A 25110-nucleotide genomic window follows, 5' to 3' on the forward strand; every position below is an offset into this window, starting at 1 on the left:
TGCGGGTTCGGTTAGCCGACGCGCGCGAGCGCGGCGGCGAGATGGGTGGTCGAGCGGCCGGGGTGGTACGGCACGGTGAGGACGCGGCCGCCCCACTCCGCCACGGTCGCCGTTTCGGGGAGGGATTCGGCGGAGTAGTCGCCGCCCTTCACCCAAACGTCGGGGCGGATACGGCGCAGCGCCTCGTCGGGCGTGTCCTCGCCGAATATCAGCACCGCGTCGACGCACTCCAGCGCGAGGAGGAGGTCGACGCGGTCGTCCTCGGGGATGATCGGCCGCGTGGCACCCTTGAGGCGGCGTACGGAATCGTCCGAATTGAGGCACACGACCAGGCAGTCCCCGAGCGCGCGAGCGGCCGAGAGCGTGCGGGCGTGGCCGGCGTGCAGGAGGTCGAAGCAGCCGCCGGTCGCGACCACGGTTCCACCCGAGGCACGCACGGCCTCGGCGACGCGCAGCGCATCGACCCCGCCGCCGCGAAGCGGTGCGGCGTCAGCGGGAGCGGCGAGGGAGGCGACTCCGCCCGCGAGGAGGTAGGCGCCGGCGTCGGCGACAGCGGCCTGGACGGCCTCGGACGCGCTGGAGCCCCCGGCGAGGGCGACCGCGGCGGAGGCGGCGAACCGGTCGCCCGCTCCGCACGGGTCGGTGGGCGGCACGGAGGCGGCCGGAGCGACGACGGGCACGCCGGCGCCGCGGGAGCGCAGCAGGGCCCCGGAGGAGCCCATGGTCACGGCGACCGCGTCGCAGCCCCAGCGCTCGAGGAGCGTGGTCGCGGCCGACTCGGCGCGCGTCACTCCGCGCCCGGTGGCTCCGGAGAACGTGGTGGCTTCGGCGAGGTTCGGAGTTGCAAGGGTGGTCGCGGCGACCGGCTGTGAGCCGCGCGGGTGCGGATCCCAGACCAGCGGCACGGTGAGCGCGTCGAGCGCGGCACGCAGCGAGGCGTCCTCGGTGAGGCGGCGGCCGTAGTCGGCGACGATCACGGCGTCGGCGTCGGCGAGCGCGGCGAGCATCGCATCGCTCACCCCGGGGACGGGTGGAGTCTCGCAGCCGCGGTCGATCCGCACCACGGCCTGGCCGGAGGCGGCGACTCGCGTCTTCACCGGCGTCGGCGCCCCGGAGGGCCCGGCGATCACCCGGACGCCGTCGAGTTCGGCGCGCAGCTCCGCCACGTCCGGGTCGGAGTCGTCGGCGAGCGCCGTCACCAGCGTCACCTCGTGCCCGTCGCGGGCGAGCATCCGCGCGACCAGCCCGGCACCGCCGGCCCGGGCGCTGCGGGCCGTCATGTCGACCACGGGGACCGGCGCGTCCGGGCTCAGCCGTTCGGCAGGTCCGGACAGGTCGACGTCGAGCATCACATCGCCGACGACGACCAGGTGCAGCCGACTCATGAGGCGGCCGCCGTTCGCGCGCGGATTCGGTGCTCGAAGGCCCGGCAGAGCGCGTGCACGAGCACCAGCTGCGCCTCCTGCACGTTGGCGCCGTGGCCCTCGAACGCGATCGCCTCGTCGCAGAGCTCGGTCAGCGGGTTCGGTCCCTCGCCGGTCAGCGCCCAGGAGCGGGCGCCGGCCGCGCGGGCGGCCTCGGCGGCGTGCAGGAGGTTCGCACTGCGTCCGCTGGTCGAGAGCAGCACCACCACGTCTCCCGCGCGGGCGTGCGCGGTGACCTGGCGTGCGAAGACGTGGTCGAAGCCGTAGTCGTTGCCGATCGCGGTCAGGCTCGAGGTCTCGGCGTGCAGCGAGAGCGCGGAGAAGGGGATGCGGTCACCGTCGAAGCGACCGACCAGCTCCGCGGTGAGATGCTGCGCCTCGGCCGCCGAACCGCCGTTGCCCGCGGCGAGCAGTCGTGCGCCGGCGTGCAGGCGGTCGGCGAGTTCGACGCCCCAGGCGGCGATCCGCTCGGAGTGGTGCTGGAGCTGGGCGACCGCATCGAGCGCGCGCGCGACGTGGTCGTCGACGTGGCGCCGGACGGCGTCCGTCGGGGTGTCCAGAACGGTGTCGATGGTCGCGGTGTCGATGGTCATCGTCGCGGAGCCGCCTTCCGGGTGGTGGGGGATGAGGGTGCGCTCGTGGCACCGGTGAGGACCGACTCGTCGCCGAAGCCGGCGAGAGTCGTGACGTAGGCGCGCTCGGTGTCGGCAGCGACGCGGTCCCAGGAGTAGCGGGATTCGACGCGCTCGCGGCCGGCTGCCCCGTAGGTGCGGGCGCGCTCGGGGTCGGCGAGCAGCGAGCCGAGGGCGGCGGCCAGGGCCACCGGGTCGCGCGGGGGCACATGGACCCCCGTCACGTCCTCGACCACGGTGTCGATCAGCCCGCCCACGGAGGAGGCGACGACCGGCACTCCGCACGCCATCGCCTCGAGCGGAGTGATGCCGAACGGCTCGTACCAGGGCGCGCAGACCACGACGTCCGCCGAGCGGAGCATCGTGGGCATCTCGGTCTGCGAGAGCTGGCCGACGAAGTCGACGCGGTCGGCGACTCCGAGGCTCTCGGCCACGCCGTGCAGCCGCTGGTACTCGGGGTCCGCCGTCAGGGCGTCGCCGGAGCCGGAGCCCCCGACGACGACGAGTTCGGCGTCGTGCCCGGCCGCGACCAGGTGCGCGAGCGCCTCGATCGCGATGCCCATGCCCTTGCGTGGCACCAGGCGGCCGATGGTCATCAGCCGCAAGCGCTCGCCGCGGGGAGCGACCGGGCCCTGCACCGAGAACCGGTCGATGTCGACTCCGCAGGGCACCACCGAGATGCGTGAGGTCGGCACGCCGAGACCCTTGAGCTCGAAGGCCTCGTCGGAGCAGGTGGCGATGACGCCGTCCGCCCGCTGGCCCACTCCCGGCTCCAGCCAGGCGCGCTCCTCGGGGCTGGTGTCAAGCGCGCCCTGCTGGCGGTGCTTCACCACGCCCAGCGCATGGAAGGTGTGGAAGACAGGGACGCGGCGCCCGGTGGCGCGCTCGACCCGCTCGGAGGCGTCGAGTGCGGCGACCCCGGACATCCAAAAGTGGCTGTGCACGAGGTCGGGTCGCTCCTGCAGCCACTCGTCGGCGAGGTCGACGGCGAAGTCGCCCATGAACGGCAGCAGCTCGTCCTTGGACACGCGGCGGGGTGGCCCGGCGTCGATGTGCACCACCTCGACGCCCGAGGCGAAGGGCACGCGCCGAGGGAGGGAGGGGTCGTCGCGGCGGGTGTAGACCACGACGCGGTGGCCGCGGCGGGCGAGCGCGTCGGCGAGCGCGGCGACGTGCACGTTTTGACCGCCGGCGTCGACGCCGCCGAGGGTCGCCAGCGGGCTGGCGTGCTCCGAGACCATCGCGATGGTGAGCGCGGGTGCGGCGGAGAGGTGCTGCTTCATCGGGTGCTCCCTTCCAGAGTGGGCTCCGGCGACCGGCGCCGGGGGAGGTCGGCCAGCACCTCGTCCCAGTCGCGCTGGAATCGGGCGAGGCCGTAGCGCGCGAGCGCTGCCTCGCGGGCGACGGCGCCGGCGCGGGCGGCGCGATCCGGATCCTCGACGAGCGCCCGGGCGGACGCGACGAGCGAGTCGAGGTCGTTCGAGACCGCTCCGGCCTCGGGCGGGACGGCGCGCCCCGCCTCCGTCACGTCGAGCGCGACCACGGGCAGCCCGAGGTGCATCGCCTCGAGCAGCGCGAGGCCGAGCGAGGTCCAGCGGAACGGATGCAGGTAGACCCGGCGGCGGGCGAGAGCGGCGTGCATCGCCTGCGTGCGCACGTCCCCGATGGCGTTCACGTTCCGAAGGCCCGGCAGTGCGGCGAGCCGGTCGGTCATCATCCCGAAAACGTCCAGCGGAGCGACGGCGCCAAAGCGGGGGAGCAGGTCGGTTCCGGCCACCCGGCCGCGGCGCACCGGCTCGTTGACGACCACGCCGAAGTGCGGCAGCTCGCCGGTGTACAGGGGCCCCGGGTCGTGAATCCCGTGCTCGATCACCGTCGTCGGCGTCGAGCCGGTGTCCCACATCAGGGCGTTGAAGTGGGTGACGTGGACGATCAGTAGGTCGTCGCGGTCGGCGAGCGGGTGCCGATTCTCCGGCACGTTCCCGCGGGGGTGTTGTGCTCGACGTAGACCGCGGGCACGTCGCGGCCGAGTCGGCGCCCGAGCAGGCGCTCCGCCTCGGCGAACTCTTCGGGGCGCTGGAGCAGCACCGCGTCGACCTCGGCGTCGTGCAACTCCTCCGGCGCGATCTCGACGGCGGCCGGCCAGTCGCGGCCACCGGTGCCCAGGCCCCAACCGTCGCGGGTCGACGTGGTGGGGAGCAGGTAGCTGTGGGCGCCGCGGACGAAGGCGTCGGCCCAGCCGCCGTGCACATGCCAGAGCAGGATCTTCATGCGAGGGCCTCTCTCGGGGATGTCGTGGTTCGGAGTCGGAGGGCGGCGGCGACCGCCTCCTCGGCGCTCACCCCCGCGAGGCACGGGTGGCCGGGGACGGGGCAGATCCGCGCGCGGGATCCGGCGCACGGCGCCTCCTGATCGCCGAGCAGCGCGACCGGGACGCCGTAGGGTGCCCAGCGCACGGCAGGGACGACCGGTGAGAAGAGGCTGACCACCGGCGTGCCGACCGCGGCGGCGAGGTGCGCCGGGCCGGTGTTGCCGCTGATCACCACATCGGCGTTGGCGAGTACCTCGGCAGCGCCGGCGAAGTCGGTGACTCCGCCGAGGTCGATACCGCGGGTGCCGGCGACCTCGGCCGTGAGGGCCCGCTCGCCCGGTCCGCCGGTGACGACGACGGCGAGTCCCGAATCGCCGAGCAGCTCGACGGCGCGCGCAGCGTTTGCAGCGGGCCAGGCGCGGGCGGGAACGGCGGCTCCCGGATGCACGACCACGTACGGGCCGACCCCGTCGAGCGCGCCGGGCAGGGTGCCCTCGCGCCGCACCCGCAGCCGGCCGTCGTCGCCCGCGGGCAGCGCGAAGCCGGCCGCCGCCGCGATGGCGAGCGCACGCTCCGGCTCGGGCTGGTCCTCCTCCAGCGTCTCGCCCGGGACCAGGCGCAGATCGAGCAGGGCCCCCGCGAAGTCGACCGAGGCGCCCGTGATCCTGGCGACTCCGGCCAGGCGGAGCAGCAGCGCCAGCGGCAGCGGCGACTGATGGAAGGAGGTGAGGATCACGGCCTCGTCGGGCGCGAACTCCTCGACGATCGCGCGCAGCTCGCCGACCAACTCCGCATCGACCGGGCGGGAGGAGTCGCCGATCCACGGGCACCGCCAGGTGCGGACAGACGAGGGGCCGGGCAGCAGCGCCGCGGCGGGCGCGCCCTGCGGACCACTCAGCAGCAGCACCTCGGCGTCGGCTGCGATCGCCCGCACCGCGGGTCCGCACAGCAGCACGTCGCCGGCACTGTCCAGGCGGGCGACGACCACGCGGCGCCTCACTCGGAGTCCCCGTCCGGCTGCATCGCCAGCAGCAGCTCAACGGCCTCGAGAAGCGTCGCTGCACGCAGCGGGGCGGCCGCTACCTCCTCGGCTCGGGTGATCGGAGTGGGCACCAGCACCCCGAGGGCACCGGCGGCCGCGGCGGCGTCGACGTCCGCCCCGATGTCGCCGATCACGGCGAGGGAGTCGGCCGGGAGACCGAGCGACTCGGCCGCGCCGAGCACCATGCCGGGCGCGGGCTTGCGGCAGGAGCAGCCGTCGTCGGGCCCGTGCGGGCAGAGCATCCAGACGTCGAAACCGCCGAACAGCTCATCGACCCGCTCGTTCACCGCCTCGGCCTGCGCGCGGTCGATGATTCCGCGCGCGATCCCGGACTGGTTGGTGACCACGCCCAGAGCGAGTCCCGCCTCGCGCGCCCGCTCGACCGCGTCGAGGGCCGTCGGCATCGGCGTGACGTGCGTCGGGTCGCCGGTGTAGGGCACATCGACCACGAGCGTCGCATCGCGATCGAAGAGGATCCCCCGCAGCCGCGGGGCCCTCGCGCGCTGGTCGGCGCTCCGGGAGGAGGAGTCGTTCACCTTCTCCTTGTACCCCGCGCCCAGGGATGTAAACCCCCTTCCGGAGAAGTCGGTCTCGCCGGGCGCGTCGCTCCGATCCGCGCATACCGCGTCTGAACCGCCCGCAGCGGGGTACGGGGACTCCGACAGGAAGGAGGCGCCGTGCGCGCTCTCACCGCCCCGGACCGCACTCCGGAGATCCTCGCGCTGCGCGCCCTCAAACTCGGCGACCTGCTCGTCGCGGTGCCGGCGCTGAAGGCGCTGCGCCGCGGCTTCCCCGGGCACCGGCTGATCCTGGCCACAACGCCCTGGCTCGAACCGATCGTCGATCTGGTCGAGGGCCTGGACGCGCTCGTGCCCACCCTCCACGGCCTCGACGATCCACTGCCGATGGCCGCCGGCCGCATCGAACTCGGCGTGAACCTGCACGGCAACGGCCCGGAGTCGCGGCTGCGGCTGCGCGAGACCGCGCCCGCGAGAACCCTCGAGTTCCGCGTCCCCGCGCTCGACCCCGGCGCGGGCCCCGGCGATCCGCGTCCGCTCTGGCTCGACGGCGAACTCGAACGTGCCCGCTGGGCCCGCCTGGTGAACTCCCTCGGCCTCGACGCCGACCCCGAGGACGTCGCGATCGCCGTCCCCGAGGCGCCCGCCCCCGTCTCCGGCGCCGCCGTCGTGCACGTCGGCGCCTTCTACGGGTCGCGGGAGTGGCCCGAGGAGCGCTTCGCCGCGGTCGCCCGCTCCCTCGCCGCCGAGGGACACCGCGTCGTCTACACCGGAGGAGTGAACGAGGCCGACCGCGCCCGCCGCGTCGCCGAGCTGGCCGGCACGGGGGAGGTGCTGGCGGGAGTGCTCTCGCTCAGCGAGTTCGCCGCAATCGTCGCCGCGGCCGAAAAGGTGGTCACGGTCGACACCGGAGCCGCGCACCTCGCCTCGGCCTACGGCATCCCCTCGGTCGTGATCTTCGGACCGGCGCCGCCCGAGGCGTGGGGCCCGCCCGCCTCCGGCCCACACAGTGTGCTGACCGACGCTTCGCTTCGCCGCGGCGACGTCTTCTCGACCGAGCCCGACCCGGCGCTGCTCGCCGTCGGGGTCGATGACGTCCTCGCCGCCCTCGCCTCGCTCCCGACGCGTGCCGACGCCCACCTCAGGCGGACTTCAGCCGTGTCGTCGGGCGCACCGGCGTGACCGTAGCCACCCGAGCCCGGGCCGCGCGCGGCTGATGGTGGCGCGAGGGGGCACCGAGCCGGTCGGCGAGTTGCGCGAGAATCCGGCGCTGCAGGCGCGAGACCTGCATCTGCGTCGTCCCCAGCGCGTCGGCGATCTGCTGCTGGGTGCGCTCCTCGACGAAACGCATCCGCAGGAGCTCGCGCTGTCCCTCCTCGAGTTCGCTCAGAGCCTCGGCGAGCCCATGTCGGCGCTCGATCTCGACAAGGCGCGCGTCCTCGCCGCCGAGCAGGTCGCCCAGGCCCGCGCCGCTCTCGCCCACGGTCTCGTCCAGCGAGAGCGGATGTCCGGCCGAGCGCGCGTCCGCGACCTCGGCGGCGTCGACGCCGAGGCGCCGTGCGATCTCATGGTCGGTGGGGTGGCGGCCGAACTCCTGCGCGAGCTCGTCGGCGACGACCGCCGAGCGGCGGTGCAGCTCCTGCACTCCGCGCGGTGGGCGGATCATCCAGCCGAGGTCGCGGAGGTGGCGCTTGAGCTCGCCGGTGATCGTGGGGACGGCGAAGGCGGCGAAGCTCTCGCCGCGCTCCGGAGTGAAGCGGCGGGCGGCCTTGATCAGGCCCACGTAGGCGACCTGGCGCAGATCCGCCCAGTCACCTCCTGGGTGGGCACCTCCGGGGTGGGCACCTCCCGCGTGGGCACCTCCTGAGTGGGCACCTCCCGCGTGGGCACCTCCCGCGTGGGCACCTCCCGCGTAGGCGCCTCCTCCTGGGGCGCCCCCTGCGTGGGCACCTCCCGTGTGGGCGCCTGGTGCACGGGTGCCGCCTCCCCGCGAGATCCGGTGCGCCATCGCCTCGGCGAGGCCGAGGTGGTCGAGAACGATGCGTTCACGGATCCGGTCGCCCTCCGCAGCCTCCGCGCTGACCGCGGCCTGGAAGAGCGCGAGCGTGCGGGCGTCCTTCTCCTCCCGGGCCGCGTCGGTGAGGATGCTCGGGCGGCCGGTGCCGGTGTCGATCGTGCTCATCAGTGCTCCTTCCGGGCACGCTCGCGCAGAGGTCCGGCGCGGCCTGCGGTGCGGCGCTCGGACCCTCTCGACGAGAGGCCCAGAGGTCAGCGCACCACTGCTCCTGCTCGCTCCGGGAGTCCGTTGACTCGGAGCAGTGCTTCGCGGTAGAAGCAGCACCCGCGGCCCCGCGATCCCGGGCGCCGCACCGCCTCCCGCCGGTAGGATCACCCCTGTATGTCTGAGCTCACCCCGCCCCTGGACCGCGCGAGCGACGCGCACCCGTTCACAACCGCGACCGGGAGCGATGTCCGCGTCCGCTTCTGCCCGTCGCCGACCGGGACCCCGCACGTCGGCCTCATCCGCACCGCCCTGTTCAACTGGGCCTACGCCCGGCACACCGGCGGCACCTTCGTCTTTCGTATCGAGGACACCGACGCCGCGCGCGACAGCGAGGAGAGCGTCGAGCAGATCCTCGACGCCCTGCGCTGGCTGAAGCTCGACTGGGACGAGGGCGTCGGAGTCGGCGGCCCGCACGGCCCGTATCGCCAGTCCGAGCGCACCGGCGTCTACCTCGACGTGATCGCGCGCCTGACGGCGTCCGGCCACCTCTATGAGAGCTACTCCACGGCGGAGGAGATCGACGCGCGCAACGAGGCGGCCGGCCGCGCCAAGCAGCACGGCTACGACAACCACGATCGCGACCTCACCGAGGAGCAGCGCGCCGCCTTCCGCGCCGAGGGTCGCGCCCCGGCGTTGCGCCTGCGCGTCCCGGATGCCGATCTGTCCTTCGACGACCTGGTCCGCGGCCCGATCACCTTCCCCGCGGGCTCCTTCAGCGACTTCGTCGTCGTCCGCCCCAACGGCCAGCCGCTCTACACGCTGGTGAACCCGGTCGACGACGCGATGATGCAGATCACCCATGTGCTCCGCGGCGAGGACATCCTGCCCTCGACCGCCCGCCAGATCGCGCTGTACCACGCGCTGATCGACATCGGAGTGACGAGCTTCGTCCCGCGCTTCGGTCACCTCCCGTACGTGATGGGCGAGGGCAACAAGAAGCTCTCCAAGCGCGATCCGTCCTCGAACCTCTTCCACCACCGCGACCGCGGCTTCATCCCGGAGGGCCTGGTCAACTACCTCGCCCTGCTCGGCTGGTCGCTCACCCACGACCGCGACGTCTTCTCGATCGACGAGATGATCGCCGCCTTCGACGTGGCCGACGTGAACCCCAACCCCGCGCGCTTCGACCTCAAGAAGGCGGAGTCGATCAACGGCGACCACATCCGCCTCCTCGCCGTCGACGACTTCACTGAGCGGACGATCCCGTACCTTCTCGCCGCCGGCGTACTCGACGGCGAGCCGACCGCCGAGCAGCGCGCCGTCCTCGCCGCCGCCGCGCCGCTGGTGCAGGAGCGGATCGGCCTGCTGGGCGAGGCCCCCGGCATGCTCGGCTTCCTCTTCACCACGGCTGACGCGCTCAGCTACGACGAGGACGCGCTCAAGGGCCTCCCCGCGAACACCGGCGAGGTCCTCGCCGCCTCCGTCGGCGCGCTCGAGCTGGTTCCGGAGTCGGAGTGGCTGACCGCCGCGATCCAGGAGGCGCTCGCCTCCGCGCTGATCGAGGGCCTGGGCTTGAAGCCCCGCATCGCCTACGGGCCGCTGCGCACCGCGATCTCGGGTCGCCGCGTCTCGCCGCCGTTGTTCGAGTCGATGGCGATCCTCGGCAAGCAGGAGTCGATCGCCCGCCTGGATCGCCTCGGCGCTCACCTGGGCGCCTCTCGGCAGGCCTGATCGTGGCGGAGACCCTCGGCGGCCACTACGACGTCGTCGTGATCGGAGCGGGCCCGGCCGGGCTCTCGACGGCGCTCAACCTCGTCCGCGCGCGCCGCAGCGTCCTGCTGCTCGACAGCAACCGCCCCCGGAACGCCGCCACCCTGCACTCGCACGGCTTCCTCACCCGCGACGGCATCTCGCCGATCGAGCTGCGCCGCCTCGGCCGCGAGGAGTTCGCGCGCTACGAGGCCGCCGAGGTGCACAACGCGCTGGTCACCTCGGTTGAGCGCTCCGGCGGCGAATTCGTCGTCGGCGCCCGCGGCGTGCGCGGCAGCGCCGACCGATCGGTGGTGGCCACCGCCGTCGTGGTCGCCGCCGGGCTGCTCGAGACGCCGCCCGCGCTGCCGAGCCTGCGCGCCTACTACGGCACCGCCGTGCACAGCTGCATGGAGTGCGACGGCTACGAGAAAGCCGGGGAGGCGCTGGCCCTGATCGGCGAGACCGACGACCTCGCCGAGCGCGCGATGCTCCTCTCGCAGTGGTCGACCGACCTGATCGTCTTCACCAACGGAGTCGGAGTCGTCAGCGACGCCGATGAGTCGCTGCTCGCCTCCGTCGGCATCCGCGTCGACCGCCGGCCCGTCGCCGATCTGGCGGGGGAGCGGGCCGAAATGACCGGCGTGCTGCTTGCCGACGGCGACATCGTCCCGCGGACGGGGGCGTTCGTCCGTCCCGTCTGGACCCCGGTGCTCGACTATCTCGACGCCGCCGGCCCCGAGCGCGACGCCGACGGCTTCCTCCGCGTCGACGCGGGCGGCCGCACCTCCGTCCCCGGCCTCTACGCCGCCGGCGAGGTCACCCCGCCCGGCCCGCAGCAGCTGATCGTCGCCGCTGGGTCGGGTGCGCAGGTTGCCTCCGCGCTCAACCGCGACCTCGTACGCGCCCGCCTCGGCGAGGCCGCCCCGGAGTCGGAGGGCAGCGTCGTCCGCGGCTCGATTTGAGCGGGGTGGCTGCGTAGGGTACTGTCGTACCTCGGCGCTCGGGTCTCGATCCGCGCGTAGCCTGGTCCCGGCGTCACCTCCGGATGACCATTGGGGTATGGTGTAATTGGCAACACGGCTGATTCTGGTTCAGTTGTTCTTGGTTCGAGTCCAGGTACCCCAGCCATGCGCGGCTTCGCACAAGCGATGGATCGCGTTGACCGAAGTTCGTGCACCTCATAAGCCCCGGCAGGATTACCGGGGCTTCTCGGTTTCGGTGCCGCGTAAACGCCGCACCATGCGATGGCTGGCGGCGCCTTCGCCTCGTTCCGGTCGCCCGTCCATCGGACCATAAGATCCGAAACGCACGCCGTGGGCGTGTCCGCGACCCTGCGTGCAGAGAATGAGCGCGGCGCGCTTCTCGACTCTGAACTGCGCGATGGTAGACGCTGATCAATCGCTGATTGGTGGGAGCGACGTCGGAGCCGGATAGTCCGCCGAAAAAGGGCGGAGGTGCATGAGGCTACTCCGTTCAGGGGGAGTTGCCGTTCGCCTGGTCAGAAGAAGAGCGAGCGAACCTAATATAGAGATGGTCGACCGATGGCGCGTATTCGCGCCGAGTCCGAGCGGTGCATGAAGGTAAGTGCTATAGGGCGTCTGTATCCGTAACTCGATTTCCGCTCCGGGTCCCATCCGTTTGTAGCCCGAAGGGTCCCCCTTAATGAGGACTGTGTCGAGCCTTGAATAGGAGATATGTTCGATGACGACCTGACAAAGCATTTGCGGTCGGGCTACCGGCCGACGAGATTCTTGTCGCGGAATGTAAATCTCGAGAGAAAGGGGGTGCAATTGGATGAATCCATTGGCGAGTCTGCCAGCGTCGACTAGATTATGGTCTCCGTTCGGCGAAGAATGTTTCTAGGCCTTGGAGTCGGAGCGGCTGCAACTGCCGTCGGAGTCTCCATCGTCGGTGATGCGCCGCGAGCGAATGCGGCGGTGCAGCCGTATAACCCGTGGGCCGATTATCGCATCACCGGCACATGGAGAGAGCATGCAAGTTACAGTCAGGGCGGAATAGACTACCCTCTGGCGTACGGCACCGATCTGGTCGCTCCGGCTGCAGGGACGCTCAGGACTTCCGGAGGCTCCGGCGAATTCGCCGCGGGATGGGTGGGAAGTGCCGGTCGGCGCTCCATTCTGACCCTCGACACTCCGATCAATCGTGTCCAAGCGGCTGCGTCGGTGCCGCCTGAAGCGGCAGGGCCGATGGTCGCCATCGTTGTTCAACACCAGGCCCAGTTTGGTTCGGCGGGACACAAAGAGGTCGGCGAGTACATCGGCAAGTCCGGCGCTTCTGCTGACGGCGCCGACTATGGCGGAGACACGCATCTTCATGTTCATGGCCTCGACGCGCAGGGTCGTCGCGTGGACATGACGAAATTCATCACGAACACAGTGGGGAACGTTCCTGTTCCGCCCATTGAAACGATCACTATGGAGGATGACGATATGGCAATGGCTGTGGTATGCGAAGAGTCTGGCGCTGCGAGTGACAAGTGGATCGCGATCTTCGGTGGCGGTCTCCTCTATCAGGAGATCGCTCCCAACAATCGGGGGTACTGGAACGTCTTCCAGAGCTCGATGAACAAGATCCTGGCCCAGCGCAAGGCCGATTACTCGTTCGAAGCAGTGCGGGTGACTCAGGCGGAGTACACGAACATCAAGTCGGCCTTCGAGAAGATGCGTTAGTCACGCACCGACGAACGCGCTAGTCCTGTCGCGTCATCTTCGTGTCTCACCCTGATGGAGCGTGGATGCGGCGAAGCACCGCGGCGTGTGTGGTATTTCCCACGCAGGTCGCGGTGTTTCCTTTTTGTTGAGCATCCTCACGACGCAAGACGGGCGGATTCGTTCGTCAGAAGTAAGGCGCGAGATGGTCGCGTAGCGCGGCATCGCACACGTACACGTACGTCCCCCTGATCCCGCGCGTCAGCAGCACCGTGTAGATGTTGCGGACATACGCGAGCAGATCCTCGTCGCTGTAGCGGAGCCCGAGCTTCGGATTGTTCTCGCGACCCTTCTTGTCGTGGTAGTTCGCGCGGTCGAAGACGATCCGGTGCTCAGCCGGGTCGTACCGCAGATCCGGTCCGATGATGACCCCCGGCGTAGGTGAGGTCGTAGCCCTGGACGGTGTGGATCGAGCCGACCTCGTCGATCGCGCCGGGGGAGTTAATCCAGTCGCGCTGGGTGCTGTTCCAGCGCAGCGCCACGCCGTCGATGCGGATGTCGAAGGCGTCCTTGTCCTTCTTGCTGATCCACTTCCAGGCGTAGCCGGCCACGAGCCGAGACAGCCCGTGCTCCTGCTCGCGCAAAAGGAGTTCGCGGCGCAGGTCGCCCAGGTCGCCGAAGAACCGCAGGTCGTACTCGCCGAAGTCCTTCCGCGGTTCCGGTCAGGTTCAGAGGGGCATCGGTTTCCCGCTCTTCTTTTCCCCGATCGGAGCTCAGCCTTGCTCGGTCTCTTCGGGTTCAGCGTCGCGGACAGGATCGGTCCGGCCCGAACCAGGTCTGTCCGCCGTGTGCCTCCAGCAGGGGTGCGCCTCGAGTAGAATTCCGGCGATTCACGAGTCGACCGGAGGTAAGCACATGGAGCGCAGGAACGTCACCGAAGAAGCGCTGCGACGTGCTGCCCTGCGATCCACCCAGGCCTCAGCGGCTCTGGAGAACCGATCGGTACCCGTGGGCGCGAAGCGTACCGAGCGGGTCGAGCGGTTCCTCGCCGCGCGCACACAGCGCACGCGGTGACCATCGAGCCAGGCTATGGCGAGACCCCGCTGGAGCCGGACGAGGCTGACGCCCTCACGCCGCAGGCGCGTGAGATCTTCGGCGGCCGGCCGATGAAGGTCGAACTCTATGAAGCAGAGCAGGCGGTAAGCGTCGAGGTCGGTACGGCGTTCTTGAAGGATGTCGTCGCGGGGCGGCTCGTTCTCGCTGACCTCCTCAGCGACGTGTTCGTGCGCACCCTGCACCGGGCGCTCTATGGCGATCTGTGGACGTGGGCCGGCCGATATCGGACACGCGATCTCAACATCGGCGTCGCCCCCGCGCACATCGCCGCCGAGCTCCGCGGGTCCCTCGAGACCATTCGATACGTACGATCCGGGACGCGATCGGCGCGCATCGCGCCTTTAGCACGCAGCCTCACAGTTCGTGACAGCCGACTCTCGTGTTCGCGACGTCGCCGAAGTCACAACATCCTCCCTATTGCCATGGTGCGTTCGTTACTTCATAATGAGGGACAAAGGAAATTGATCACAATTAGCGTTCGCTCACTAAGAGCGTTATTCATAAGGTCTAATTCGCGCGTGTCGCTGTAAAGACATCGACTTCTCGCGCGAGAGAATGAAGGTTCCTACACAACCATTCTTGAAGCGAGAAGTCGATGCGTTATGACTCTACTACAGGTTTGAACTCTGGGCAGGTGACGGAGTTGGTGGCTCGGATATTCCAGATCCTGTCCGGGCGTTCCTCGTTGCCGGGACGCTCGGCCGTATTGAACCTGCGCAAGCACGTCATCGTGACTCTGCTGCTGTTGCGGCAGAACCTCAACCAAGCCGCGGTCGCGGACCTGCACGGCGTCTCGCAGGCCACCGTCTCTCGGGTCTGCCGGCGCATCGTGCCGCTGATCGAGCAAGCCTGCTGCTTCTCCGGGATCTCCCTGGAAAAAGCTGTCCAAGGCCGTGTCGTCCTGGTCGATGGGACGGATGTTCCGACCCGGAACCGCGCGGAAGCGGGCCGGTCGAACTACTCCGGGAAGCGACACCGACAAGGCCTGAACGTGCAGATCGCCGCAGACCTGGACGGCCGCCTGCTAGCCGCGTCAGACCCTATCGCCGGCGCACGTCATGATCGTGCCGCTCTCGCGCTTTGCGGTTGGGAGCCGATCCTCGACCGCACGGATTGGATCGCCTATCCTGGCTACATCGGCACGACCGCTACCACTCCCCGCACACGATCCCGCGGCAGCACCCTCGACGACAACACCAAGAAATCGAACCGGGAAATCTCCAGAACCCGATCCGCGGTCGAGAGGTGCATCGCCCACCTCAAGAACGGGACAATCATCGCCACCGGCTACCGCGGACGCCTCAGCGAACTCCCCGCCATCATCCGCACCATCACAAAACTCGAACTCTACCGACTCGGCTGGTAAACAACCTTATGAATAACGCTCCCAGTAGCTGGACGTCGCCTTCGTGTGATGATTGGCACCATCGCCTAACCATCGACCACCACGCCTTTGACCTTGCTGTCGAAGTCGATGTCCATCGGGATGAAGCTGCCATGGAAGAACAACCCGGACTCGCGGGGAGCGGTGGTACCGTCGGGCGGCAGGGTTACTGGCGACCGGTACCCGAGCGGCCGGCTACCGATCACGTGCTCGGGGAGTCGCCCGATGACGAGCGTGGGGTACGGGGCCACGCCGTCCGGTAGGTCATCGCCGAAGTGGTGGCGCGCCCGCGAATGGAACATGGCGGCGTAGACGTTCACGATCATCCAAGCTTCCGCTAGCACGACCGGGACATCTACCCGTAGCGAGATTGCCTCCACTCCCTGCTTGGGCTTCCCATGTGGGCGGGTGAGGTAGGTCAGCATGGGGCGATCGAAAATGGGCACCGACTTGCCTTCGCCAAACGCAGTGAGTGGGATCTGGCCGAGGTCGTCCGGCGGTGTCGTGACGAACTCAATGCGGACGTCGTCGCGCGCGCTCACCGCTAGGCCGTGCTTCACCTTGTTGTACGCGGCGTTGACCGACAGCTCATCGCCGGTCAGCAGCGAGCTCGCATGGTTCAGCCATGCCACAGCCGTCTCCTCTGCGGCAGCTATCTGTTCGTCGATGTGCGTGCCCGGCGTGAAGAGGCATCGCAGGAACAGCTCCTCGTCGGCCTCCAGCGCGGCGATGGTTTCTTGTACCACGTCAACGAGTTTGGTGGGGCTATCGGCGATGGCCAACCAAGTGCTCGGGGCGTCACCCTCTTTCAGCTTCGCCGCCGTCACGGCGTACATAAACCGCATGAGCGCTTCGGCCGCTTGGTGGCGAAGGCTGAGCGCCTCGACCGCGACCTGCAGACTCCGATCTTGCTCCTCGAACGACGGCAGCGTGTCGGTCTTCGTCAGCCCGAGCGCAGCGAAGAACTCTGGCTCGTCGGCTGGCGCCGCGGCCGCCGCGCTGCGATCGGCGGCAAGGAGCGACGAGATCCGCGAACCAAAGTACGCGGCAGGGTGCGAGAGGAAAAACTCGTCATCGAGCGCCTTCGCGTGGCTCTCGCTCAAATGAACACTGTCTGCGCGCAGGTGGAGGTGCATCCGGATCCCTTCGACGTCTCCTTACCATACCGTTCTGGCTGCGCTCGCCGACACCTCTGCGATCTGCTCATGCTTGCAGTTTCTGGCGCGAGCGCATATCCGGGCCATGCCACGATGAACCTGTACATCACTCAGAGACTCGCCTCCCGCGGGTCCCGACAAGAGGGTCCCTCGTCCATGAATTCCGATCTCCTTTGGATCGTCATCGCCGTCGGCACCCTCCTGCTGCTGGTCATCGTCGGCTTCTTTCTCTTCCGCACGTGGTACCAGGTGCCGATCGGGTAGCGCCGTCGTGCCCACAGCTACCTCCAGCTCAACAGAATTCGATACAGATACAGCATATCCATGGTGGTTTCTGCCGGATAGAGCGCAAGCCGCCGGCGGGGGCCTTGAGCCCTCCTTCCGTGCCCTTTCCCGGCGGAGCCTCCTCCCAGGGGCGGCTCCTGACGGTCCAAGAACCGCTCAGCCCCGCTCGACGGTGACGTCACGGTGGCCGTGCGGCACCGCTCGTCCTGCCGTCGTCTCTCCTCCGACCACGGCCTGCCGGGCCGACCACCGCGCTGCGGCAGGCAGCCCAGCCCGGCAACCCCTGTGACACCATAGATCCTGTACATCTCTCAGAAACTCGCCTCGCGCGGGTCGGACGAAAGGTCGCCCGTCCATGCAATCCGATCTGCTCTGGATCGTCATCGCCGGCATCGCCGTCGGCGCCCTCCTACTGATCGCCCTCATCGGCTTTTTCCTCTTCCGCGCCTGGTACCAGGTGCCGCAGGCCGACGAGGCGATCGTGATCGTCGGTAAGAAGCAGAAGGGCGAGGACGGGCTGACCTCGAACATGACCGTCATCACCGGCGGCGGCGCGTTCGTCAACAAGCTGACCCAGCGCTCCGACCGCATCTCGCTGCGCTCGCGGCAGATCAAGATGGAGCCGGTCGCGCAGACCAAGAACGGCGTGACGATCCACCTCGCTGGCGTCGCCCTCGTCAAGATCGGGTCCACCGCCGACCAGGTGCGCGCCGCCGCCGAGCGCTTCGCGTCGCAGGATCAGTCGATCGACGTCTTCACGACCGAGCAGCTGGAGGGCGCCCTCCGCGGCGTCGTCGCGAAGCTCAGCGTCGAGGAGGTCATGCAGGACCGGCAGAAGCTCGGCGACGAGATCGCCGAGGGGATCAAGGGCGATCTGCTCGCCCAGGGCCTCGTACTCGACTCGTTCGCCATTCAGGGCGTCACCGACCGCAACGGCTACATCGAGGCGCTCGGCGCGCAGGAGATCGAGCGTGTCCGGCGTGAGGCCGACGTCGCCCGGATCAACGCGGCGCGCGAGGTCAAGGCCCGCCAGCTCGCCACCGACGAGGCGAACCTGATCGAGCAGACCGCCTACGACAAGAACACCGCCGCGGCGAAGTCCGAGGTCGGCCGGGCGAACGCCGAGGCCGAGCAGGCCGAGAACCTGGCCCGCGCCGAGCGCGAGCAGGCCGTCCTCGTGCAGCGCGCCGAGAACCGCCAGGCCGAGCTCGACGCCGACGTCAAGCGCGTCGCCGACGCCGAGAAGTACCGCCGCCAGACCGAGGCCGACGCCGACGCCTACGGCCGCCAGAAGAAGGCCGAGACCGATCGCCAAGTCGCGCAGCAGGTGTCCGACGCCGAGGCCTACGCCGTCCAGCGTCAGGCCGAGGCCCGGCAGGCGTCCGCCGCCGCCGAGGCCGCCGCTCTCAGCGCTCGCGCCGAGGCCGAGGCTAACGCCCTGCGCGCGAAGGCCGCCGCCGAGGCCGAGGCCCTGCGCGCCAAGGCCACCGCCGAGGCGGAGGCGCTCCGGGCCAAGGGCGAGGCGAGCGCTGCCGCGATCCAGGCCGAGGCGGAGGCGCTGCGCGAGAACCAGGAGGCGATCCTCAGCCGCGAGCTGATCGGTCAGCTTCCGGCGCTGATGGCCGAGTTCGCGAAGGGCTACCAGAACGTCGGCACGGTCACGCTGATCGGCGGAGACACGGCCGGCGCGCACATCGCCCGGGAGCAGGCCTCGAGCCTCGCCGCCACGTTCGACAGCGTGAAGTCGGCGACCGGCGTCGACCTCGGCGCCATCCTCCAGGGCCAGGCGTTCGGCCGCGGCGTGGCCACCGGATCGACCGCGACGGGATCGGGTGTCGTCGCCACCGGCGGGTCCGCGCCGATCCGATCGAGCGACGCCGAGCGTCCGTCCGGCACCGGCGACCCGAGCGCCGTCCCCTCCACCAGCTGACCGCGTCGCCGCTCCTCGCTCCGCCCGGCAGGCGGCCCCCTCGCGCGCCCGCCTGCGTGGGCGGTGAACGCCCTCTCCGCAGCACGGTCGTCGGGGGTGGAGACCTGGCGGACGCGGTGTCCTGACTCGCGCGCGTGCGCGGCCGGGTCTTCGCGGGCGACACCAGGGTCGCCGTGTCGGCCATCGCGGTGAGCCAGTTCTCGGTCGCGGTCCTGGTTGTGGTGCTCGACGAGGTGTCGGTGACGCGCCTTCTCGCCGGCGTCGTCCTGGTCTACGGCATGTGCTGGTGGCTGGCGACCCGCCGCCTTCGCCTCGGTACCGGGACGGCCCCCGCCTGACGCGCCGCTCGTCCCTGCTGCCCGTGCGTCGCAGGCCTCGGTCAGCGCCCACTCGCACCTCCGACCCCTCGCGAATGGGCCCCCACCGGGGTCCCGCTGCCTGGGGGCCCCGTCAGCGCCCACTCGTGCAGCATCCGCCTCACGAGTGGGCGCGAACCGGCCTTCCGCACCATCCCGGAGCGGGGCCGCGGCGCTCAGCCGAGCGGCTTGCGCATCTGCAGGGCGGTCGTCTCGTAGCCGAGCGACTCGTAGAGCGCCCGAGCGGGCGTGTTAAAGCCGAAGACGTTCAGCGCGAGGGCCGAGCCGCCGCGGGCGCGGACGTGCGCCTCCGCCAGCAGCATCGCCGCCCGGCCCAGGCCTCGGCCGCGCTGGGCGGCGTCGATCTGCACGTCCCAGACGTACCAGACGCCGTCGAGTCCGCTCGGGTGCGGCCCGAGCCACAGCGACCCCACGGCGCGCCCCTCCTCGACCACCACCAGCACGTCGTGCCTGGCGGCGGGGGAGCCGTCAGGGAAGTACCGCTCGTAGGAGACGTCCGCGTTGCGGGTCGCGGCGGCCTCGTCGTCGCCAGCGCGCATCCGGTCCTCGATGTACGCCGAGCGCTGCACCCGCATCCACGAGGCGAGAGCGGAGGAGGACATAGGCACCAGCGACACGGTCATCCCCCCACCCTGGCACCCCCCTCGATCCGTCACCGACGGCCCGCGCCGGATCACCGCCGCACCGAGCCTCAGCCCGCGTCGCGCTCGGCGTGCTTCCGTTTCCCCAGCCGCGTCGCGAGGAACAGTAGCGTCCCGACCACGACGTCCCTCGCCGTCGCCAGCCAGACCACACCCGTTTGCTGTGTCAGCAGCACCACGCTCGCCACGATCGCGAGCACCCACTCCGCGCCGGGTGAACAGGGCGCGTCGGCGCGTGCCTCCGCGTGCCTGTACTGGGTAGGCTGGAGCGCTTCGTCGTGAGTGGAGCGGTCGCGGAGGAATCATGGGCAAGAAGCGCAACCAGGGACGATCCGGAGGCGGTCAGGGCGGCCGCGGTGGGCAGGGCGGTGGCCGCACGGCCGAGACCGCGCTGATGGTGCGGTTCCGCAGCTGGTACCGCTCACATCTCGCCGAGGTCGGCGTCGAGCACGAGCACCTGGAGGCCGACGAAGCCGTCGAGGTGCTGACCGACCTCTTTGCGATGACCCGCGACCTGCGCCCGCGCGGCTCCTTCGCCCAGCCCGACGCCGAACTCCTCGAGGCCGTCTTCGACCAGATCGAGGCCGACCTGTCCGGGGAGGAGAGCGAGGCCGATCTCGACGACACCCTGTTCACCGTCGCAGAGGTGGTGGAGCACTTCCTCGACTTCCTCACCGACGAGGACCTGTGGACCGGCACCGACGAGGAGCTGGACGAGTGCCAGGCCGTCCTCGACGAGGTCCTCGACCTGGCCGGCTCCTTCGTCGAGGCCGTGCTCGATGACCTGGCCGAGCTCGACGAGGTCCCGGCCGAGGAGCAGCTCGCGGCCGTCCGCGTCACCGCTCTCGTCCACGCCGCCGACATCGTGGTCGAGCACCTCGCCGCCACCGGCGCCGCCCTCACCGAGCGCGCCGCCCGCGAGATCGCCGTCGAGGCGGGAATCTCCTCCGCCGGTTCCACCCCGAGCGACGACTCCGTCCGCATTCCGGTCTCGGCCTGGTGGGATGCGCTGGTCGGCTCGGGCGTCCTCGAGCGGGACGGGACCGCAGCAGGTCTCGGCGAGGCCGCCGTACTCTGGCGCAGCTCCGACGCCCACGAGGCCGCCGCCGAGCGCATCGCCTACGTCGCTCGTTTCCTTGAGCGCTGGCTCCTCAGCGCCCAGTCCGCGCTCGCTCAGGCCGACACCGATGGCGGCGCCTTCTCCCCGGAGGAGCGCGCTGTCACCATCACCGACGCCGTGCTGGTGCGCATCGCCGTCGCCTGCCAGGCCGAGATCCACTCGGGCCTGGTCGTCGGGGAGCTGGTCGATGAGCTGGCCGCCGACTCCGGAGTCTCCCTCGACGAGGCGCTGGACGAGCGTGAGCGCATGGTCGGGTCGGCCGAGCGGATGTTGGACGACGCTGCCGAGCTGGGGCTGCTGCTGCACTCGCCCGAGTTCGGTTACGCGGTGCCGGCGGGTCTGGCACCTGTTCTCGCCTCGATCGTCCGCGCGACCGTCGTGCTTCTGAACGAACGCGAGGCGACCCGCCTCGAGATCGTCGACGAGGCAACCCAGGACACCGCGACCGCCTACGCTCTGCACGTCGCCCTGCTCGGCACCAAACCCGCCGTCTGGCGACGACTCGAACTCTCGTCCGAGTCGTCCCTGCGCGATCTGCACCTGGCGCTTCAGCTCTCGCTGGGCTGGACCGACGCGCAGCCGCACTACTTCAGCCTCGACGTGCCCGACGAGGAGCAGACGCCGATCGGCTCGCCCGCCGACGCCGAGGAGCTGGGCGCTGATCTCGTGGACGAGTCGGGCGTGGCGCTCGCCGAGGTCCTCGAGCAAGAGCAGGACGAGATCTTCTACGTCTACGACCTCGAAGACGAGTGGCGCCACGTCATCCGCCTGGAGTCGATCGCGCCGCTGTCGACCACTCTGCCGCGGTGCACGGGAGCGCGCGGCGCGGCTCCGCTGGACGTGCCGGGCGGCCCCGAGTCCTGGGCCGACACGGTGCGGGCCGCGACCGATCCGTCCTCGGCCGATCACGCCGAGGCGCTCGACGCCCTGGGTCTCGCCGCCGGCGCCTCGTTCGACCCCGCGGCGGTCGACGTGGACGCGATCAACAGGTCGCTCGGGCTGCTGCGCTCTAGCGTCTGACCGGTCTCGTCCGCACAACGTCAGCTGAGGAGCATACTCATCCACCATCGTGGATGACGAGGCCTCTCAGCTGACGTTGTGCGTCACGGAGTGAGCAGCAGCTTGCCACTGTGGCCGGACGAGCACATCCGCTCGTGTGCCCGCTCGGCCTCCGCGAGCGGAATTACCTCGTCCACCACCGGGCGGACCGTCCCACTTGCGACCAGCGGCCAGACCTCGGCACGCACCTGCGCGACGATCGCGCGCCGCTCCTCGAGGGGCCGGGCGCGGAGCGTCGTGGCGTGCACCGTTCCGCGCTTGCGCATCAGCACGCCGAGATCGAGGGCGCCGAGCATGCCCGACTGGTTGCCGATGAAGACGACGCGCCCGCCGACGGCCAGCGCCTCCAGGTCGCGCGCGAGGTAGTCGCCACCGACTGGATCGAGGATCACGTCGACTCCGCGGCCGCCGGTCTCCTCGCGGATCCGCTCGACGAAGTCCTCCTCGTGGTAGTCGATCAGGATGTCGGCGCCGAGGGCGCGGCAGGCGTCGAGCTTGCGCGGGCTGCCGGCCGTGACCGCGACGCGCACTCCGAGGGCGGAGGCTATCTGGATGCCGGTGGTGCCGATCCCGCTCCCGCCGCCGTGGAGGAGGACGGTGTCGGTCGAGGCGAGTCCGGCGACCATCACGAGGTTCGACCAGACGGTGGCGGTCGTCTCCGGGAGGGCCGCCGCCGACACGAGGCCGACGCCCTCCGGGACCGGCAGCACCAGGCCGGCGTCGACCGCGACATACTCGGCGTAGCCGCCGCCCGAGAGCAACGCGCAGACCTCGTCGCCCTCTGTAAAACCCGACATCCCGTCGCCGAGCGCGGCGATCGAGCCAGAGACCTCCATCCCGAGGATCTCGGACGCGCCGGGCGGCGGCGGGTAGACGCCGCCGCGCTGGCCCAGGTCGGCCCGGTTGACGCCGGCGGCTGCGACGCGGATCAGGACCTCGCCGGGGCCGGGCGACGGAGTCGGCACGTCGTCGAGTACGAGTCGGGAGTCGGGGCCGGGGTTCTCGACGCGGATCGCCTGCATACGTCCGAGGCTACGCCGCGCGCCTCGGCGCCCGACGGCGGAGGTGCGATTCGCAGGGGATCTCGACGTGGCGACGCGGTTCATGCGGGAGAGAACGTTCTCGCGCGTGCATCCCCTGCGAATCGGACGTGCTCCTGCAAATCGGACGTGCTCCTGCGAATCGGACGTGCTCAGCCCTGCTCCGCCAGGAACCGCAGCACCGCGTCCTTGAACCCTCGCGCCGGCACTGTGCTCGTGTGGTCTCGTCCGGGCACGCTCGCGAAGCGCGCCCCCGACTCCGCCGCCAGCCGCTCCCCGCCGGGCGCGATCGGGTCGGAGCCGCCGGTCACCAGCAGCATCGGCAGGTCGGGGTGCCGCCCGTGCTCCGGATGTGCGCCACCGCGCACGCCGTCGGCCACCGCCACTAGCGCGGCCAGGTCGTTGCCCTGCACCCCCTCCGCCATGCCGATGAAGGCACGGGTGAAGCCGTCGTCGATCTCGCCGCCGTCGGCGACCCGCGCCCGTGCAGCCTCCGCGTCGAAGTGGCGCAGCGGCTCGCCGACGGTGAGCCCGCCCAGGCTGAGCGAGGCGATCCGCTCCGGGTGCTCGAGTCCGAGCACCCAGCTCATCCGAGCGCCGAGGGAGTAGCCGAGTACGTGCGGCGCATCGACGTCATAGGAGTCGAGCACTCGCACCAGGTCGGCCACCATCGCGCTCACGCTGTAGGAGTCGGAGTGGTGCGGCTTCTCGCTCGCGCCGTGTCCCCGCTGGTCGAGCGCGACCACGCGGTAGCCGGCCCGGCTGAGGGTGCGGAGCCAGCCCGCCGTCTCCCAGTTGAGCACCGCGTTCGACGCGAAGCCGTGCACCGCGAGCACAGTCGGCGCTCCCTCCTCCCCGACGCAGTAGGTGGCCAGCCGCACTCCGTCGTCGGCCACGACGTACACGGGCGAGGGGAACGCGATCACCTCACCACCCTGCCCGCTGCAGGTTCCGCGTAGGCCACCTGTGCGGACGACACGCCGACGCGGAGGAGCGCACGCGGCAGGTCGCGGCAGGGAGTAGCGGAGGGGAGCAGGGGCGGGTCGGCAGCGGCATGTCGGCGCGGTACGCGGGAGGAGCGGGTCGGCCCGGCGGGTGGCAGCGGCGGATCAGCGCGGCGGTCGGGAGGAGCGGGCGAAGGGGACGGCGAACCACAGGCGCACCGGGCGGCCGCAGCCGGAGCGAAGCCCGAGCACGAGGCATAGCACGAGGTTGAGCACGGCCAGCGCGAGGATCGCGGTGATCGTCACCAGCGGCCAATCGGCGGTGAGTGATTCGCGGACCGATATCAGCGCGAGGTGCAGAGGAACCAGCATCAGCTGGAGAGCGAGGTAGGTCAGCTGCCAGTTCACGGCCACGAGGCCGTTGCGGTCGCTGAGAGTGCCGATCCGCCGTCGCGATCCCCACACCATCACCGTGGCCATGAGGGAGATCAGCGGAGAGATCACCACGAAGCCGGCGAGGGCGGAGAGGCCCGCGAACCAGACGGCTCGCGCTCCGTTGCGGTCGCGGGTGCGGTGTCGCAGCTCGTCGTCGTCCATCGCTCAGCGCCTCCTCGCAACCAGGTCCAGTCTCGCATCTGCATCTGCTCCCGGTCGGGGAGCGCCCTCGTTTTCCGGGGGTTCACCGGATGTGGCGGGCTGCGACCCTTTCGTAGCCTGGAGGCATCGCCGGAGCAGACCGGCAGCACCGCCGGCTCGCAGCCGGCACCACCGCATCCCGCCGGGCGACCGGCAGCCCTCTCCAAGGAGTCGACTGTGACCACCGATGACCGCACCACCCGCCTCTCCACTGCCGCCGACGAGCAGCCGACGCTCGACCTGGGTGCCACCGCCGTCCTCGCCGACGAGCAGCCGACCCCTGACCTGGCTGCCACCGCCGTCCTCGCCGACGAGCGCCCTTCCTCCGACGGCCCCGCCGACTCCGAGCCGCCGCACGCCTCCTACGGCACGCCGCCCACCTCGAACGGCACCCCGTCTGCCGTGTCCCTCTCCTACGACACCCCGTCCTTCCCGCCCGCCGCCCAGGCGCCGGCCCCCTCGACGCCCTTCTCGCTGACCAGCCTGATTCTCGGCGTGATCTCCGTCTTCTTCGGCCTGACCGTGATCGCCCCGGTCGTCGGCCTCGTCTTCGGCATCCTGGGACTGCGCCGCGAGCCGACCGGCCGCACGCTCTCGATCTGGGGCATCGTGTTGAACGCGGTGATGCTCGGGATCGTGCTGTTGATGGTGATCGCGGTGCTCGTTGTCGTACTGGTGATCCCGTTCGCGGCGACCGGGTCGAGCCGCGACTTCCGCTGATCCGCTGCCTCCGACACCTCGCTCCGTCCCGCGCCGAGCGCCCTCGTACCCCGGCGTTAGGCTGGCTGCGCAGTTCGCGGACCCCCTGCACCTCCGGGGCCGCACGACGACGGCGATGGAGCTGGACGT

24 protein-coding genes, 1 tRNA gene and 1 pseudogene are annotated in these 25110 nt (G+C 70.6%); 11 read left to right on the top strand and 15 right to left on the bottom strand.

Annotated elements, in window-relative coordinates; genetic code table 11:
* Window positions 1–11: 11 nt before the first annotated feature.
* The 6 genes and pseudogenes from rfaE2 to C1O28_RS15050 all read right to left on the bottom strand — a co-directional run bounded on the left by rfaE2 (window position 12) and on the right by C1O28_RS15050 (window position 5945).
* Window positions 12–1376 (bottom strand): D-glycero-beta-D-manno-heptose 1-phosphate adenylyltransferase, encoded by a 1365-nt coding sequence (gene rfaE2 / locus C1O28_RS03910; protein ID WP_097166697.1) that lies wholly within the window; start codon window positions 1374–1376, stop codon window positions 12–14.
* Between the two features lie 5 nt (window positions 1377–1381).
* The gene (locus tag C1O28_RS03915; RefSeq protein ID WP_097166503.1) at window positions 1382–2017 is read right to left on the bottom strand and encodes a D-sedoheptulose-7-phosphate isomerase; all 636 of its coding nucleotides are present in this window, start codon (window positions 2015–2017) and stop codon (window positions 1382–1384) included.
* Entirely contained in the window at window positions 2014–3339 is a 1326-nt protein-coding gene (locus C1O28_RS03920) for a glycosyltransferase (protein ID WP_097166502.1), read from the bottom strand. Before C1O28_RS03920 ends, C1O28_RS03915 begins: the two co-directional genes overlap by 4 nt.
* Window positions 3336–4327: pseudogene (locus tag C1O28_RS03925) on the bottom strand (glycosyltransferase). The gene C1O28_RS03920 and the pseudogene C1O28_RS03925 overlap by 4 nt, the downstream one beginning before the upstream one ends.
* Window positions 4324–5367 (bottom strand): glycosyltransferase family 9 protein, encoded by a 1044-nt coding sequence (locus tag C1O28_RS03930; protein ID WP_207759883.1) that lies wholly within the window; start codon window positions 5365–5367, stop codon window positions 4324–4326. Before C1O28_RS03930 ends, C1O28_RS03925 begins: the two are co-directional and overlap by 4 nt.
* Window positions 5364–5945 carry an HAD-IIIA family hydrolase gene (locus C1O28_RS15050; RefSeq protein ID WP_243392061.1) on the bottom strand — a complete coding sequence of 194 codons (582 nt, stop codon included), beginning with the start codon at window positions 5943–5945 and terminating at the stop codon, window positions 5364–5366. The genes C1O28_RS03930 and C1O28_RS15050 overlap by 4 nt, the downstream gene beginning before the upstream one ends.
* Window positions 5946–6086: 141 nt before the next feature.
* Between C1O28_RS15050 and C1O28_RS03935 the strand changes: the two genes are divergently transcribed.
* Window positions 6087–7109, top strand: a complete 1023-nt coding sequence (locus C1O28_RS03935) for a glycosyltransferase family 9 protein (RefSeq protein WP_097166500.1) — start codon at window positions 6087–6089, stop codon at window positions 7107–7109.
* On the opposite strand, the gene C1O28_RS03940 is transcribed toward C1O28_RS03935, so the two are convergent.
* Complete coding sequence (locus tag C1O28_RS03940; protein WP_097166499.1) at window positions 7069–8109, bottom strand: sigma-70 family RNA polymerase sigma factor; 1041 nt, start codon at window positions 8107–8109, stop codon at window positions 7069–7071. The two genes, C1O28_RS03935 and C1O28_RS03940, sit on opposite strands and share 41 nt — an antisense overlap.
* Before the next feature lie 216 nt (window positions 8110–8325).
* Here C1O28_RS03940 and gltX point away from each other — a divergent pair, with 216 nt between their 5' ends.
* The 4 genes from gltX to C1O28_RS03960 all read left to right on the top strand — a co-directional run bounded on the left by gltX (window position 8326) and on the right by C1O28_RS03960 (window position 12593).
* On the top strand, window positions 8326–9882 hold the full coding sequence (gltX, locus tag C1O28_RS03945) for a glutamate--tRNA ligase (protein WP_097166498.1): 1557 nt from the start codon (window positions 8326–8328) through the stop codon (window positions 9880–9882).
* A gap of 2 nt (window positions 9883–9884) precedes the next feature.
* Complete coding sequence (locus tag C1O28_RS03950) at window positions 9885–10865, top strand: NAD(P)/FAD-dependent oxidoreductase (protein ID WP_243392060.1); 981 nt, start codon at window positions 9885–9887, stop codon at window positions 10863–10865.
* 91 nt (window positions 10866–10956) lie between these two features.
* Window positions 10957–11031, top strand: a tRNA-Gln gene (locus tag C1O28_RS03955).
* Window positions 11032–11840: 809 nt separating this feature from the next.
* Window positions 11841–12593: a hypothetical protein gene (locus tag C1O28_RS03960; RefSeq protein WP_127821434.1), complete on the top strand. Its 753-nt coding sequence runs from the start codon at window positions 11841–11843 to the stop codon at window positions 12591–12593.
* 166 nt (window positions 12594–12759) lie between these two features.
* Here the strand turns inward: C1O28_RS03960 and C1O28_RS15920 are convergent, their stop codons facing one another.
* A complete protein-coding gene (locus tag C1O28_RS15920) occupies window positions 12760–12999 on the bottom strand; it encodes a DNA/RNA helicase domain-containing protein (protein ID WP_337189902.1) in 240 nt (79 codons plus the stop codon).
* Complete coding sequence (locus tag C1O28_RS15925; RefSeq protein ID WP_337189901.1) at window positions 12965–13216, bottom strand: DNA/RNA helicase domain-containing protein; 252 nt, start codon at window positions 13214–13216, stop codon at window positions 12965–12967. Before C1O28_RS15925 ends, C1O28_RS15920 begins: the two co-directional genes overlap by 35 nt.
* A gap of 426 nt (window positions 13217–13642) precedes the next feature.
* Between C1O28_RS15925 and C1O28_RS03970 the strand changes: the two genes are divergently transcribed.
* Together C1O28_RS03970 and C1O28_RS03975 are read left to right on the top strand one after the other, a co-directional pair.
* Complete coding sequence (locus C1O28_RS03970; RefSeq protein WP_104275007.1) at window positions 13643–14218, top strand: hypothetical protein; 576 nt, start codon at window positions 13643–13645, stop codon at window positions 14216–14218.
* 104 nt (window positions 14219–14322) lie between these two features.
* Window positions 14323–15054 (top strand): transposase family protein, encoded by a 732-nt coding sequence (locus C1O28_RS03975; protein WP_207759882.1) that lies wholly within the window; start codon window positions 14323–14325, stop codon window positions 15052–15054.
* A gap of 65 nt (window positions 15055–15119) precedes the next feature.
* On the opposite strand, the gene C1O28_RS03980 is transcribed toward C1O28_RS03975, so the two are convergent.
* Entirely contained in the window at window positions 15120–16208 is a 1089-nt protein-coding gene (locus C1O28_RS03980) for a hypothetical protein (RefSeq protein WP_097166493.1), read from the bottom strand.
* 661 nt (window positions 16209–16869) lie between these two features.
* Here C1O28_RS03980 and C1O28_RS03985 point away from each other — a divergent pair.
* Together C1O28_RS03985 and C1O28_RS03990 are read left to right on the top strand one after the other, a co-directional pair.
* Window positions 16870–18444: an SPFH domain-containing protein gene (locus C1O28_RS03985; protein WP_097166492.1), complete on the top strand. Its 1575-nt coding sequence runs from the start codon at window positions 16870–16872 to the stop codon at window positions 18442–18444.
* A 134-nt stretch (window positions 18445–18578) separates the two neighbouring features.
* The gene (locus tag C1O28_RS03990) at window positions 18579–18782 is read left to right on the top strand and encodes a hypothetical protein (protein WP_097166491.1); all 204 of its coding nucleotides are present in this window, start codon (window positions 18579–18581) and stop codon (window positions 18780–18782) included.
* A gap of 194 nt (window positions 18783–18976) precedes the next feature.
* On the opposite strand, the gene C1O28_RS03995 is transcribed toward C1O28_RS03990, so the two are convergent.
* On the bottom strand, window positions 18977–19444 hold the full coding sequence (locus C1O28_RS03995) for a GNAT family N-acetyltransferase (RefSeq protein WP_097166490.1): 468 nt from the start codon (window positions 19442–19444) through the stop codon (window positions 18977–18979).
* 68 nt (window positions 19445–19512) lie between these two features.
* Complete coding sequence (locus tag C1O28_RS15840) at window positions 19513–19641, bottom strand: hypothetical protein (protein WP_258058651.1); 129 nt, start codon at window positions 19639–19641, stop codon at window positions 19513–19515.
* 125 nt (window positions 19642–19766) lie between these two features.
* Between C1O28_RS15840 and C1O28_RS04000 the strand changes: the two genes are divergently transcribed.
* Window positions 19767–21602 (top strand): plasmid pRiA4b ORF-3 family protein, encoded by a 1836-nt coding sequence (locus tag C1O28_RS04000; protein ID WP_097166489.1) that lies wholly within the window; start codon window positions 19767–19769, stop codon window positions 21600–21602.
* A gap of 83 nt (window positions 21603–21685) precedes the next feature.
* On the opposite strand, the gene C1O28_RS04005 is transcribed toward C1O28_RS04000, so the two are convergent.
* The 3 genes from C1O28_RS04005 to C1O28_RS04015 form a co-directional block, all read right to left on the bottom strand.
* Entirely contained in the window at window positions 21686–22663 is a 978-nt protein-coding gene (locus C1O28_RS04005) for an NAD(P)H-quinone oxidoreductase (protein WP_097166488.1), read from the bottom strand.
* 170 nt (window positions 22664–22833) lie between these two features.
* Window positions 22834–23607: an alpha/beta fold hydrolase gene (locus tag C1O28_RS04010; protein WP_160487523.1), complete on the bottom strand. Its 774-nt coding sequence runs from the start codon at window positions 23605–23607 to the stop codon at window positions 22834–22836.
* A gap of 183 nt (window positions 23608–23790) precedes the next feature.
* Window positions 23791–24222 (bottom strand): magnetosome magnetite crystal formation protein family, encoded by a 432-nt coding sequence (locus C1O28_RS04015; RefSeq protein WP_097166486.1) that lies wholly within the window; start codon window positions 24220–24222, stop codon window positions 23791–23793.
* Window positions 24223–24438: 216 nt separating this feature from the next.
* On the opposite strand from C1O28_RS04015, the gene C1O28_RS15575 reads away from it, so the two are divergent.
* Window positions 24439–24981 (top strand): hypothetical protein, encoded by a 543-nt coding sequence (locus C1O28_RS15575; RefSeq protein WP_237398035.1) that lies wholly within the window; start codon window positions 24439–24441, stop codon window positions 24979–24981.
* Window positions 24982–25110 lie beyond the last annotated feature (129 nt).

The sequence above is a fragment of the Rathayibacter rathayi genome (genome assembly GCF_004011095.1).
Lineage (GTDB): Bacteria > Actinomycetota > Actinomycetes > Actinomycetales > Microbacteriaceae > Rathayibacter > Rathayibacter rathayi.